This is a genomic window from Paenibacillus sp. TCA20, from assembly GCF_000732325.1.
Lineage (GTDB): Bacteria > Bacillota > Bacilli > Paenibacillales > Paenibacillaceae > Paenibacillus > Paenibacillus urinalis.
The window spans coordinates 42,144-55,333 of sequence record NZ_BBIW01000002.1 but is presented as its reverse complement, the minus strand read 5'-3'; the positions used below and the strand labels follow the sequence as shown (position 1 = coordinate 55,333).

The window sequence follows — 13,190 nt, the reverse complement described above, 5'->3', positions numbered from 1 at the left end:
AATCGTTATAATGCTTAAGGATGTGACTCTGCTTGAGTGAGAAGTCTAATGCGAAGGAATGCATCGTTAATACAGCAGCCAGACTGTTTTTTTCACAGGGATATCACGCGACCGGGCTGAATCAGATTATTAAGGAAAGCAATACACCCAAAGGCTCGTTGTATCACTACTTCCCTCATGGTAAGGAAGAGCTCGCCCATGTATGTATTCAAAAAGCAAACGAGGATATTTTGCAGAAATTTGAAGCTTGCTTTGCAGCCAGCGACAATACGGGAGACGCCATACAACTCTTCGTTCATAAGCTTGCTGATGAGACTGAAGCAGCTGGTTTTACTGGGTTTTTGCCATTTAGCTTCTGGGCAGCTGTCGAGACATCGTGCATAAGTCATCAGCTGCGAGAAGCCTGTCAGGGCGTATTTGCAGATTGGCAGCAAGTGATTGCCAAGAATCTCATTAAAGATGGCATTAGTGAACAGAAGGCACGAGAAACGGGTTTATTGGTCATTTCCTTGCTGGAGGGAGCACTCATTATAAGCCTCACCAATCAAGACAAACAGCCGATGCTGACGGCTGCAGATTATTTGTCGGTTGTTGCAAAGAACGCAAGGTAGATTTAGAGAGAGATCATTATTATGGATTAAAGAGGAGGATGGAACCGTGGAGGTTACCATGAAAGCTGAAGCTGATACTGTACAAGAGGGGCAGGAGCAAAAACAATATAAAGTGCTGCCCATTTTGTTCGCTATGCTGCTTAGCGGATTTATCGGTCTGTTTGGGGAGACGGCACTTAACGTAGCAATGACTCCGCTGATGGATCTGCTGGAAGTAGGACCTACAACCATTCAATGGCTGACTACTGGTTATTTGCTGGTACTGGGTATTCTAGTACCTGTGTCTGGATTGCTGCTGCAATGGTTTACGACAAGACAATTGTTTACAACTTCATTAATTTTTTCAATTGCAGGTACTGTGGTAGCTGCGCTGGCACCAACCTTTGAAATGCTATTAATTGCAAGGGTGCTTCAAGCGGTGGGTACCGCATTATTGCTGCCACTGATGTTTAATACGATATTGATTATATTCCCGATTGAGAAGCGGGGATCCGCGATGGGCCTGATCGGACTGGTAATTATGTTTGCGCCAGCGAGCGGCCCGAGTATTTCTGGATTGATTCTAGCTAACTTGACCTGGCATTGGATCTTCTGGATTTCGCTGCCGTTCTTTATTATTTCGCTGGTGTGCGGTTTAATGTTCCTGCCGAACATCTCGAAATTGACGAAGCCCAAAATTGATGTACCTTCCATTATCCTATCCACACTTGGTTTTGGGGGGATCGTATACGGATTTAGTAGTGCAGGCGGACACGGTGAAACCGGCAGTGGATGGAGCAGCCCTGTAGTTATCGTCACCCTGGTGATCGGTGTCTTGTCCCTGCTCATCTTCAGCATCCGTCAGCTCAGAATGAAGCAGCCGATGCTGGATCTTCGTGCATTCAAATATCCAATGTTTACAATTGGGCTCATTCTCATCTTCTTCTGTATGATGATGATGTTATCGTCCATGCTAATATTGCCGATGTATTTGCAGCAAGGTCTTGCGGTTACTGCCCTGACAGCCGGATTGGTACTATTGCCGGGCAGCTTGTTGAACGGATTCTTGTCTCCAGTTATGGGTCGTTTGTTTGATAAATTTGGCCCTAAATGGCTGGTTCGTATTGGATTAGTGGTCGTGGCTGCCGTTCTGTTTATGTATACTGGAATTGAACCTACGACTCCACTGGGCTTGATTATTACACTGCATCTATTCATGATGATCGGTATTTCCATGATCATGATGCCTGCTCAGACGAATGGTCTGAACCAGCTTCCGCCGGAGTATTATCCGCACGGAACGGCTATTATGAATACACTTCAGCAGGTGTCTGGAGCAATTGGTACAGCCGTTGCGGTAAGTATTCTGAGTGCAGGTCAGTCAAGCTTCTTGAGCGGAGTGACGAATCCGGAAAGTCCGGAGAATCAACTCATGGGATTCACAACGGGTGTCCAAAATGCGTTTATGTTCGCATTAATCTTGGCTGTCATCGGGCTTGTCATCTCCTTCTTCGTTAAGCGGGTGCAGGTTACTGGACAACAGAGTGGGCAAGGTCCTATGCATTAATCATGATATTTAAGTTATAAAACGGTAGACTTCCTGTGTTTCAGGAAGCTTACCGTTTTATTTATTTTGCAGTGAATTTATTACCTTCTAACTTTGGCTTCTGCAAACAAGAGGATAAGTTGTGTAATTGATCCAGGTAAATGTGAATGAGGAATATTTTTAAAAAATAGGATTGACTTATTCCATGATATTTCATACACTGAATCCAATGAAAGCACTTACATTTTGGATACGAAAACGTTACCTCATTAGTTTTTCCGATATGCTTCCTCTTTTTCGCTAGCACACTGCACTATAATCAGCAAATGCTCTATTTATCAATCTCATTTTGTTCCTAAAGCGCTTTATTTCAAGGCTTACAATGGTATGTATGTTTCCTCGCTTTTCAATTCGGTATATGCAGGGATGCCTGTTATACAATATAAAAAGCTATCTAAGGGGGATTACAGCAAATGAAACACAAAGCGCCAAAAACGGTGGCCATGCTTCTACTTGCAAGCACAATGTTGTTTACTGCTGCCTGTGGAAATACGAATGATGGAGCTAGTACCGGAAATGAAGGGGCTTCATCGGAATCGAATTCGACAGAACCGATCACCTTTACTTTCTTCGGAGCGGACGCAAGTCCGAATTGGAACAAGATGCAGGACGCAATAGGCCAGAAGATAATTGAAGAGACGGGTGTAACGATCAATGCCGAGTTTGATGTATCCAGCGGGGGCGGAGATGAGAAGATCCCTCTGATGGCAGCAAGCGGTGATTATCCTGATCTCATCTATCCTAAAGGCAACTTGTCCAAACTGGTTGATGCAGGTGCGATGATTGATCTTACCGATCTCATTGAAGAGCATGCACCGAATCTGAAGAAGGTTTACGGAGATCAAATGAACCGCCTTAAATACAGTAATGAAGATCAATCCATATACTGGCTGCCAACGAATGCGGGTGTCGGAGAGACCTTGTTCGATGCAGGAGGCGGTTTCTCAATACAGCATCAAGTGGTGAAGGAGCTGGGTTATCCAGAGATCAAAACCCTTGAAGATTTTGAGAATGCGATTCGTGCATATTATGAAAAGCATCCAACAACAGAAGATGGACAGCCAACCATTCCAATCTCGCTTAGTGCAGATGGATGGAGAATTATGATAACGGTTACAAATCCAGCTTTCGGTGTAACTGGAGCACCGGATGATGGTGAATATTACATTAATCCTGAAACTTACGAAGCGATGTTACATTACAAGCGTCCAGAGGAGAAAGAGTTTTTCCGCTGGTTGAACAAAATATACAACGAAGGTCTGCTGGATAAAGAGAGCTTCATTCAAAAGGATGATCAGTACAAGGCTAAGATTGCAAGTGGACGCGTACTTGGGTTGCTTGACCAAGGATGGGGATACAGTGATGCAGAGAATGCTTTGAAATCTGCAGGAAAGTATGAACAGACCTATGGTCACTACCCTGTATCTTTGGACGAAACATATAAACGTGCCGATTTCCAAAGCATCGGTCTGGATGCATACGGTATCGGAATCACAACGAGCTGTGAAGATCCGGTTCGCGCCATTAAATTCCTTGACTGGCTCGCTTCTGACGAAGGCCAGGTGCTTCGTAATTGGGGAGTTGAAGGAGAGCATTATGTTGTAGAAGATGGTGTTCGTAAGATCCCGACAGAGGTTCAGGAGAAGAAAAATAACGACAATGCAAACTTTACGAAGGAATCCGGTGTCGGTCTGTATAACATCTTCAGTGCGCATTATGGTGATGGAGTGAAAGATTCGACAGGCAATTATTATACAACGAACTTCCCTGAGGAAATTATTAAGAACTATAACCCCGTTGAGAAAGAAACACTTGAAGCGTATGGGGTAGATACTTGGAAAGGCTTGTTCCCAACGGAAGAAGATTTCCCTGTGAAAGAGTGGGGCGCAGCATACAACATGCCGGTTCCATCGGACACAGATTACAACGTGATTTTCCAGAAAACCCAAGATATTATTCGCAAGCGAATTCCAGAAGCGATTGTCTCATCTCCGGATCAATTTGATCAAATCTATGACAGCATGCTGGCGGAGATTGATAAAGCAGGTGCGGTTGAGATGGAGCAGCAATACACAGAATGGCTTAAAGAGCGTATTAAATTATGGACAGGTAAAGATGTGTAGTAAATATCACATCCTTGAAGGATATTTATAACGGGAACGAAGAAGACAGCCGAATGTTGATGCTCGGCTGTCTTCTGTTGTATTCATCCAAATAGCTGTTACACGGATACAAGCAGTCTCTTTTGTACCTCGTCCGCAATCTTTCCCCCATGAAATCTGCCGTCCTCGATATATACACGATTCGTCGTTCCACCTGTAACAACCCCAGCCAGAAACAAGTTGGGAACGTTGGACTCATACGTATCAGCTCGATAGGAGGGCACAGAGGTCAACGCATCCACTTGAACACCGGCTTGACTGAGCAGACTAAAGTCTGGCCGATAGCCTATTAATGAAAATACGATGTCATTGGGTATGCTGACCAGCTCTTCTGGAGTGCGTATAGAGACTGTACTGTGGGTGATTTCTTCCACATGGGACAAGGGATAAAATTTAATTTTTTCCTTCTCTACAAGATTGCGAATGTCAGGAATTAGATAAGGCTTTATGCCGACATGTGCGGATTCTCCTCGATGAACGAGTGTAACATGGGCTCCAGAGCGATAGAGATCAATAGCGGCTTCAATAGCTGAATTCTTACCACCAATCACCGTAACCTGTCGTCGGTAATATGAATGCCCTTCCGTATAGTAGTATTTTACTTTGTTCAGATCCTCACCTGGTATATGCAGCTTTCTTGGATTATCATAGATGCCTGTGGCAACGACAAGAAATTTACTATGGTATGTATGCTGGTTTCCTTTATCATCCACCGATTGTACAGTGAATAAGTCAGGGCTTGAAGTTATACCGACCACATTCTGATAACAGTGTACGTTTAGCTCCTCTCGCTCTGTTACAAGTCGGTAATATTTCAGCAGCTCCGATCGGGTTGGACGTGCTTCCTGTGTAAGAAATGGAGTTCTGCCGATTTCCAAACGATCCGAAGTACTGTAGAACCGCATATCGGCTGGGCAATTGACAATGGAGTTAACAATCGCTTCTTTTTCGAGAATGATATAGGAAATCCCTTTTTCCTGCAATGCTAAACCCGCTGCTAACCCGCAAGGTCCTCCGCCAATGATAATTACATCCACCATATATATTGCCTCCCTTTAATTCAAATGCAAACCGGTTGTCATTCTCATAATTCGTATTCGTGTTACTTATTCTATCATACGTGCTACTATTTAGCTCTGATTTCATGAAAAAAATTGATGTGTGGTTGATATCATGTCATAATTAATGCCGCAAACGATTGGATATTCAGTTCAACAAAAAAAGAAGAAGATGGACAGCAGCAACGGCTGATCGCATCTTCCTCAATTACATTATACTCAGTTAAAATGCTATTTAGATAGTACAGTCTCTTTCTTCTCAACTGCTTGCTCCGTGACCTGTCTTTGCGCTTTTTTACCAGGCATAAGCAGCGTCAGTACAAGTGCAATGATCCCTATAATCGTCATGAAATAGTATGCGTCGCCTGAGCCTAATATGGAGGACAAGGTCGCGATAAACTCGGATGAAGCCGTTGGATTTTGACTTTGAACCTCGATCGAATGACTTGCTGCTTGAGCAGTATAGATCGTAATGACAACGGCTGTTCCGATCGCTCCTGCAATTTGCCGAACAGTATTGTTAACTGCAGAGCCATGTGTGCCCAGATGTCTTGGCAAGGCATTTAGGCCGGCCGTGTTTAGCGGCATCGTGATAAAGCTTAGGCCAATTCGCAAGCATATGGTTCTGATCATTAAATACATATAAGATGTGTCACCGGATAAGTCAGTCACCGCCCACATGGAAGGGATAATGAACAGCAGACCAGTAACAAACAGTGGTTTTGCACCGAATTTGTCATACAGCTTGCCTGTGACCGGAGATAACAGCGCATTAATCACTGCACCAGGCAATAGTAACAGCCCAGCTTCAAAGGCGGTAAAGCCTTTGCCGCTCTGCAGATACATTGGCAGCAGGATCAAATCCGCATACATGAGCATCGTAACGAGTACGTTGATGAGAGAAGTAAAGGTAAACATCTTATTCTTAAATACATCCAGGTTCAATAAAGGATCCGGGGACTTGATTTGCCGTACACAGAATAGAGAGGTAAATACCAGTCCGATAATTAAAGACAGGATCACACTTAAGGAATCCCAGCCCTTACTCCCAGCGGTACTAAATCCATACAATATAAAGCCGAAGCCGATTGTAGACAACACAACACTCACGACATCAAGTTTGGATTTGACAGTCTGAGAAACGTTAGCCAAGTATTTTAATGATAGTAGAATGACAATGGCTGCAAAAGGCACCAGCCCAATGAAGAGCCATCTCCAGGATACATATTCAATAATAAAACCCGCCAGTGTAGGGGCGATTGCAGGTGCAAAAATAATGGCAAAGCCGATTAAGCCCATGACGCTGCCTCTTTTTTCAATGGGAAAGACAATGAGGATGACACTCATCATGAGTGGTGTAATAATTCCTGTTCCTGCAGCCTGGATCATTCTCCCTGTAAGTAAAATACTGAAATTAGGGGATATTGCACAAATGACACTTCCGATTAACAGCAGCAGCATGGAGCTCACAAATAACTGTCTGGTGGTGAAACGCTTCATGAGGTAAGCTGTGGCGGGAATCAACACACCGTTCACCAGCATAAAGCCGGTTGCAAGCCACTGTATGGTTGTAGCCGATACTTTGAATACGTCCATCAGATCATTTAGAGCTACATTGAGCAAGGTTTGATTCAAGGTCGATAAAAAACAACCTAAAATTAAAATAAATAATAGGATTCCTTTTTTTACATCTGGTTTCTCTTGTTCCATTAAGATACTCCTTCCAAGCATTGCTTTATCAACACCGTATCAATAAAATAGATGGTACCACAATGAAAATGGATTGACTATTTGCAATATTTTTCAAAGCGTTGTTTAATCAACAGGGAAGGAGAATTCGAATATAAACATCGATTTAATCGACAAAGGAGAAAGAATTGTCTATGAGGAAAAAGGAAGATCCACGAGCGATTCGCTCTAAAAATATGTTTAAACAAGCTGCGCTTTCGCTTCTGATCGAGGAACCATCCATTACACAGGTCACGGTACAGAAGGTAGCCGAACGCGCAGAATTAAATAGAGCCACATTTTATTTGCATTATGAGGATATACATGATCTGATCACCAAGGTGACGAATGAAATCTTTGACGAGCTGTCGATGAAGATAGAGCCGCTTGTCCAATCAGAAATACTGGATAACGAAGTGGATCTTACGCGATTCTTGGATTATATATACGATAACAGGAAGCTCTTTGCTGTATTGTTTGAGCACAAAAGTTATGAATCGAGGCTGTTTACTCTCTTCAAGAATTTGATTGAAACGAGAAGAGATAAAGCACTGACAACGAGAGGATTACCCGAACAGTTAGTATCGATTGAGATCCTGACAGCTTCAATTATAGGGGTTATTATGTGGTGGATTCGTGACGGAATTCACTTTAGCTCAGAGCATATGGCGAATCAAATTTCTATGATATACAAAAGATCGCCTATAAGTTAGCCATAAATTCAATATATGAACATGAAAAATCCCTCCATGGGGAGGGACATTCAATCTACTTATTATATATTGTGCCAATCATTTCTTTGAGAACAGAGGCAGAGTGATTGAATTTCTCGGTTTCTGTCTTGTCCAGTCCAATTTCGATAACTTCTCGAATACCACCGCGGTTGACTATTGCCGGTACTCCGATATATACATCTTCTTGGCCATATTGGCCTTCCAGAAGACAGGATACGGTAAGAATGCTGTTCTCGTTTCCGAGAATGGCCTTAGTGATCCGAACGAGACACATTCCGATTCCGTAATAGGTGGCCCCCTTTCGCTCAATAATATGATAGGCGGCATCCCGTACATTGACGAAGATCTCATCAAGCTTGGATCGGTCTTGTGGATTATTCCGGCGCTCCAGTACTTTAGACAAGCTTTCAATTCCAATAGAAGCCTGACTCCATACTGCAAATTCGGTATCACCATGCTCCCCGATAATCGCCGCATGTACATTACGAGGGTCAACCTGCAGGTAATCACCGATCATGTAGCGGAAGCGTGCAGAATCCAGTGTTGTGCCGGAACCGATGACTCGCTCCTTCGGCAGACCGGATTCCTTCCAGGTTACATAAGTGAGGATATCTACGGGATTGGTAGCTACGAGAAAAATTCCGTCAAATCCACTGTCCATAATCTCGCGTATAATGCTCCGAAATACTTTCGTATTCTTGTCAATGAGATCGAGTCTGGTCTCGCCTGGCTTTTGAGGAAGTCCTGCCGCAATAACGACAAGATCTGCCGTGTTACAATCTGCGTAAGTACCGCTCCACACTCGGGTTGGTGTTAATGTAAAGGCCATTCCATGATTCAGATCCATGGCTTCGCCTTCTGCTCTGCTCTCGTTAACATCTATTAGCACGAGCTCTTCAGCTAAGCCTTGATTGATCATGGAATAGGCGTAGCTGCATCCGACTGCTCCTGTGCCAACAAGTACAACACGGTTGACATTATTCTTCAAACGATTCACCCTCCTTTATATGTATGATTAACCAGTTCTTAGAGGTCTGCTTCATTTTATCAGCTGAAGAACCTTTATGAAAGATCGTCATGCATAGTACACTCCATAATCGTCATAATAAGGAAAACTACGGGCGAAGGAGACAGGATGACGTGAATCCATTGTATGAGAATAATGGGCAAGGAGAGCAGCTCACTACCAGCTTAGATGACTCCATAATTACCATTAATACGATATTCACGGATACTCCAGACTTGATTCTGCGCCGATTACATATTAAGCAGACCGGAGAAGAAGCTGTAATTGTATATCTGGATGAATTAACGGATAAGACATGCCTGAACCATGATGTGCTTGCTCCGCTTCAGCTTGAGTCGGGTAATCCATCTGGAGATTTTATAACTCATGTCGGTTACATGAAGCCTGAATCCGAGTGGGAAAAGCTCAAATTGAATATAATGCAGGGTTATAGTCTATTATTCATCCAGGGCAGAGGCTCTGCTTATGTATTGGACACAAAAGGATTACCGCAGAGAGCCATCGAAGATCCGCAGCAGGAGCCTTCATTAAAAGGAGCCCATCAAGGCTTTATTGAGATCGGTTCACAGAACATTGCCATGATTCGGCGCATTATTCCTGATAAAGAGCTCAAGATTAGACAGTATGTTGTAGGCCGAAGAGGACAGACGACGGTATCTCTGGTTTATTTGGATGATGTCGTACAACCCGATTTTGTAAAGGCGCTTGAAGAACGTATTCAATCGATTGATGTAGATGCCATCATAAATACTGGAGAGCTCGTGGAATTCATCGAGGATCAGCCCCTTGCTCTGCTTCCACAAGTCATTACCACCGAAAGACCGGATACCGCTGCTTCACAAATATTGCAGGGGCGGTGCGCTGTTGTCGTAGATGGTTCACCAAGTGTGCTGATTGCGCCTATTACCTTTATGTCCTTCTTCCAAACGGTAGATGACTACAGCTCGCGCTGGTCGATATCATCTTTTCTGCGTATGTTGCGTATTTTCGCTTTTTTTGTCGCTGTTCTATTACCTGGTTTTTATATTGCGGTCATTTCCTTTCACTTTGAAATTATACCGATGAAGCTGCTGCTGACACTAGGAGAGTCCAGAGGTCAGGTTCCATTTCCTCCTTTCGTAGAGGCCATCATTATGGAGCTTACTCTTGAAATGCTTAGAGAAGCGGGAGTTCGGCTGCCGGCACCCATTGGTCAAACGGTTGGTATTGTTGGCGGTATCGTTATCGGACAAGCGGTCGTACAAGCGGGGCTGATCAGTAACGTTATGGTCATTGTTGTCGCGTTTACAGCGATTGCTTCCTTTATTATTCCAAATCAGGATATGATGGCCGCCGTTCGACTTATGCGGTTTATGATGATGATACTTGCGTCATGGTTCGGATTTGTTGGACTCGTGGTCGGTATGATGACGTTTATTGGGCGATTGATCACCTTAAACTCACTAGGCAACTCCTACAGTACACCGATGGCTCCATTTAGATTGACAGACTGGAAGGATACATTGATCAGGGTACCGCTGTGGCTGATGAACAATCGTCCTACAAGTACAAGGGCTGCTCAGTCAAGAAGGCAGGGAAGGAATCGAGGCTGGAAGGAGAAAGAGTGATTGATGAGAGGGATTCGGCAGGTATCCATGCTTCAATTTATACTGATTATATCAACGTTTCAAATTAGTGTTGCATTTCTATCCATACCTCGGGAGCTGGCGAGACTGGCAGGCTCAGATGGATGGATTGCGATTTTTTTTGGCTGGGGGCTGGCATCTGCTGCGGCTGTTGCTATTGTTAAAGTTATGAAATATAGTCCGAATAGCTCTATTCTTGAACTTATGCAAAGGTACATGGGAGTATGGGGGGCAAGAATTGCTGCCATTGTGTTTATCGCCTACTATTTGCTGCTTGCTTACGATGGATATATGATTGCTTCTCTAGTAATCAAGCTGTGGTTATTACCAAGCACCTATATCTATGTGTTAGTCCTCCTAATGCTCATTCCTACCTTTCAAATCGCACAGCATGGATTTCAAGCCATTGGACGTTACAGTGAAATTGTAGCGATGATCTCCATATGGATTCCGTTTGTTTATTTATCAACACTTCGGCACGCACACTGGCTTTACTTACTCCCTATATTGAAGGAAGGCTGGATTCCTGTCCTCTCAAGTGTAAAAACCATGATATATCCAATGCTTGGCATTGGACTCATCTTTTTTCTATATCCTCATCTGGTAAACAAAGATAAAGCTCTGCCAGCTGTCATCCTATCCAACACACTTAGTTGTCTCGTGTATCTCGGGATCACAATTATTTGTTACGTATATTTTAGTCCTGATGAAATTGGCAAATTTAATGATCCGGTGATCAGCATCATGAAGTCGGTTGAATTTGAGTTTATCGAACGGGTCGAGGTGCCTTTTATTGCTGTTTATTTATTTGTTTTTTCTTGTATTTGGATCCCGTCCATGTATATAGTATCGTCAAATTCGGCGTGGCTGCTCGGAAAAGGGAGCGACCGGACTCATTTGGCAGTGTGGTCGATGCTGATGTTAATCGGTTTTTTCTTATACAGACCAAGCTTTTTTGATGCTGCTATTATAAATGACTCTCTGAACTATATAGGTTTCACTATCGAATTTGCGATGCCTTGTTGTCTCCTTCTATATTTGTTCATCCGTGAGAAGTTTAGGAGGGGGAAGCTGAATTGAAAATGAAGTATAAGCTGTTCGTTGCTGCAATGTGCTGCTTGTTCATATTCTCGCTGATTGGATGCAGTAATGACAAGACAAATATTGATGAAGCGACGGTTCCATTATCCTTGGGTCTCGATGTAGTAGATGAGAAGCTGCATTATTATATTTCCGCTCCAGTCTTCAGCAAGGAAATCCAGAAGAAGAGCCGGGAGGGAGAAGGAATTGCAGAAGGTCTAAGACAGTCAAGGAATCAGCAGGATGCCCAGTTTCCAGGTTCGGTATCAGGGAGAAACTATCAGGTGATTGTGGTGGGTAAAGAGCTGCTGCAATATAAGAATTGGACTAATGTTCTGGATGTAACGTTCCGCGACCCGCGTAATACGATCACAGATCGCGTCATAGCATTTGATGGACCGGTTGCAGATATTATTCATTTTCAAGCAAAGGATCAGCCGCCAACCTCAATATTCTTGAGAGCATTGATCGACTCGGGCAGTGAAAGATCGACGACAGTAAAGACTACAGCCCAGGAATTGCATAGACAATTAAACGATCGGGGAATCACGCCAACGATATCTGAGATCATGATTGAGAATGGCAAAATATTGCTCAAGGGCTCGGCTCTGCTGTCTCAAGAAGGGCAATATCGCGGCTCCTTAACTTATCAGGAAACCTCAATGCTGCAAATTTTGAAGAAAGAAGCTGAACCAGGTATAAGTCTTACATTTTCCGTTGATGGAACAGAGGAAGAACTCCCCTTTAACACAGAAAAGGTTAGCTTTAGTGTAGGTGATGTTTCAGTGAAGATTAAATCTGATCATGAAGACGGTAAATTTCAGTACAAGATTAAAGTGGATGCCGTGGTTAGTGTGACGGAGAAGTTTCTTGAGTATGAGCTTCTTGAGAACTCCGAAGATATGGCTTATGAATTAAGCGAGGAAATGGAGAACAGCATGGAACAGCTCATTAAGAAATTTCAGCAGCTCAAAGTCGATCCGGTAGGGTTTGGAATCTATTCGAGAGCATATCAATATCCATTCTTTAAAGAAGTACAAAATGACTGGGGTGAGGAGCTATCTCGAGCTCAATTTGATGTAGATGTGAATCTTCGGATCCTTGCTTCAGGAGCGGTTAAATAAGCTGATACGGTAGCGCCTGCAGCTAAAAAAAGACTGCGGGCTATATATGCCAGCAGTCATCTTTAATCCTCGCAGTAAATCCATCTCTTACTCGCTTGATAATTCCTTTAGCGATTTTACTTTACCATGCGGATGCTGATCTTGCTTACGTGACTTCCAGGCAGCTTCTTTCCTTCTTTTCTGGTCGGCCATAACAGTAATCCTCCTTAGGTAAAATGAGATGTATACTACTTCTATAGGGTGTCATTGCACGGCAAATTTCATTCGTATATATCAAGCTAGGCAGTCTCAATATAACGAAGTTTGTAAAATTTCTTCTGCTAACGAAACGAGATTGAGCCTGATGTCGTAATTAAAAAAAGGAAATAAGGTAAAACTATGTAAGCTTTCATTTCCGATCATGGTGAAGGTCATGAGCTGTGAAACAGAGACTGTTGCAAGGACATTCTAACAGGA

11 protein-coding genes are annotated in these 13,190 nt (G+C 43.3%); 7 read left to right on the top strand and 4 right to left on the bottom strand.

Features of this window, described 5'->3' with window-relative positions:
- Positions 1-32 precede the first annotated feature (32 nt).
- The 3 genes from TCA2_RS04015 (at position 33) to TCA2_RS04005 (ending at position 4,319) form a co-directional block, all read left to right on the top strand.
- Entirely contained in the window at positions 33-611 is a 579-nt protein-coding gene (locus TCA2_RS04015) for a TetR/AcrR family transcriptional regulator (RefSeq protein WP_047910301.1), read from the top strand.
- Between the two features lie 58 nt (positions 612-669).
- Complete coding sequence (locus tag TCA2_RS04010; protein WP_047910698.1) at positions 670-2,157, top strand: DHA2 family efflux MFS transporter permease subunit; 1,488 nt, start codon at positions 670-672, stop codon at positions 2,155-2,157.
- 452 nt (positions 2,158-2,609) lie between these two features.
- Entirely contained in the window at positions 2,610-4,319 is a 1,710-nt protein-coding gene (locus TCA2_RS04005) for an ABC transporter substrate-binding protein (protein WP_047910300.1), read from the top strand.
- Positions 4,320-4,417: 98 nt separating this feature from the next.
- Here the strand turns inward: TCA2_RS04005 and TCA2_RS04000 are convergent, their stop codons facing one another.
- Together TCA2_RS04000 and TCA2_RS03995 are read right to left on the bottom strand one after the other, a co-directional pair.
- The gene (locus tag TCA2_RS04000; protein ID WP_047910299.1) at positions 4,418-5,398 is read right to left on the bottom strand and encodes a YpdA family putative bacillithiol disulfide reductase; all 981 of its coding nucleotides are present in this window, start codon (positions 5,396-5,398) and stop codon (positions 4,418-4,420) included.
- A 249-nt stretch (positions 5,399-5,647) separates the two neighbouring features.
- On the bottom strand, positions 5,648-7,126 hold the full coding sequence (locus tag TCA2_RS03995) for a DHA2 family efflux MFS transporter permease subunit (RefSeq protein ID WP_047910298.1): 1,479 nt from the start codon (positions 7,124-7,126) through the stop codon (positions 5,648-5,650).
- Between the two features lie 167 nt (positions 7,127-7,293).
- On the opposite strand from TCA2_RS03995, the gene TCA2_RS03990 reads away from it, so the two are divergent.
- Positions 7,294-7,857 (top strand): TetR/AcrR family transcriptional regulator, encoded by a 564-nt coding sequence (locus tag TCA2_RS03990; protein ID WP_047910297.1) that lies wholly within the window; start codon positions 7,294-7,296, stop codon positions 7,855-7,857.
- Between the two features lie 55 nt (positions 7,858-7,912).
- On the opposite strand, the gene TCA2_RS03985 is transcribed toward TCA2_RS03990, so the two are convergent.
- Positions 7,913-8,866, bottom strand: coding sequence for an L-lactate dehydrogenase (locus TCA2_RS03985; RefSeq protein WP_047910296.1), 954 nt, complete (start codon positions 8,864-8,866; stop codon positions 7,913-7,915).
- Between the two features lie 89 nt (positions 8,867-8,955).
- Here TCA2_RS03985 and TCA2_RS03980 point away from each other — a divergent pair, with 89 nt between their 5' ends.
- From TCA2_RS03980 to TCA2_RS03970, 3 genes are read left to right on the top strand one after another with little or no spacing between them, the layout of a single operon-like run.
- Positions 8,956-10,512 carry a spore germination protein gene (locus tag TCA2_RS03980; protein ID WP_081872222.1) on the top strand — a complete coding sequence of 519 codons (1,557 nt, stop codon included), beginning with the start codon at positions 8,956-8,958 and terminating at the stop codon, positions 10,510-10,512.
- 3 nt (positions 10,513-10,515) lie between these two features.
- Positions 10,516-11,610, top strand: coding sequence for an endospore germination permease (locus tag TCA2_RS03975; RefSeq protein WP_047910697.1), 1,095 nt, complete (start codon positions 10,516-10,518; stop codon positions 11,608-11,610).
- A gap of 2 nt (positions 11,611-11,612) precedes the next feature.
- Complete coding sequence (locus TCA2_RS03970; protein ID WP_152557665.1) at positions 11,613-12,734, top strand: Ger(x)C family spore germination protein; 1,122 nt, start codon at positions 11,613-11,615, stop codon at positions 12,732-12,734.
- A gap of 87 nt (positions 12,735-12,821) precedes the next feature.
- Here TCA2_RS03970 and TCA2_RS27430 read toward each other — a convergent pair whose 3' ends face one another.
- Positions 12,822-12,926: a DUF6254 family protein gene (locus TCA2_RS27430; RefSeq protein ID WP_238546281.1), complete on the bottom strand. Its 105-nt coding sequence runs from the start codon at positions 12,924-12,926 to the stop codon at positions 12,822-12,824.
- Between the last annotated feature and the right edge of the window lie 264 nt (positions 12,927-13,190).

Coding starts and splice junctions, on each gene's coding strand:
- TCA2_RS04010 (WP_047910698.1), top strand. CDS start 670: ATGAAAGCTGAAGCTGATACTGTACAAGAGGGGCAGGAGCAAAAACAA.
- TCA2_RS27430 (WP_238546281.1), bottom strand. CDS start 12,926: ATGGCCGACCAGAAAAGAAGGAAAGAAGCTGCCTGGAAGTCACGTAAG.
- TCA2_RS04005 (WP_047910300.1), top strand. CDS start 2,610: ATGAAACACAAAGCGCCAAAAACGGTGGCCATGCTTCTACTTGCAAGC.
- TCA2_RS03975 (WP_047910697.1), top strand. CDS start 10,516: ATGAGAGGGATTCGGCAGGTATCCATGCTTCAATTTATACTGATTATA.
- TCA2_RS03980 (WP_081872222.1), top strand. CDS start 8,956: ATGCATAGTACACTCCATAATCGTCATAATAAGGAAAACTACGGGCGA.
- TCA2_RS03970 (WP_152557665.1), top strand. CDS start 11,613: ATGAAGTATAAGCTGTTCGTTGCTGCAATGTGCTGCTTGTTCATATTC.
- TCA2_RS03995 (WP_047910298.1), bottom strand. CDS start 7,126: ATGGAACAAGAGAAACCAGATGTAAAAAAAGGAATCCTATTATTTATT.
- TCA2_RS04000 (WP_047910299.1), bottom strand. CDS start 5,398: ATGGTGGATGTAATTATCATTGGCGGAGGACCTTGCGGGTTAGCAGCG.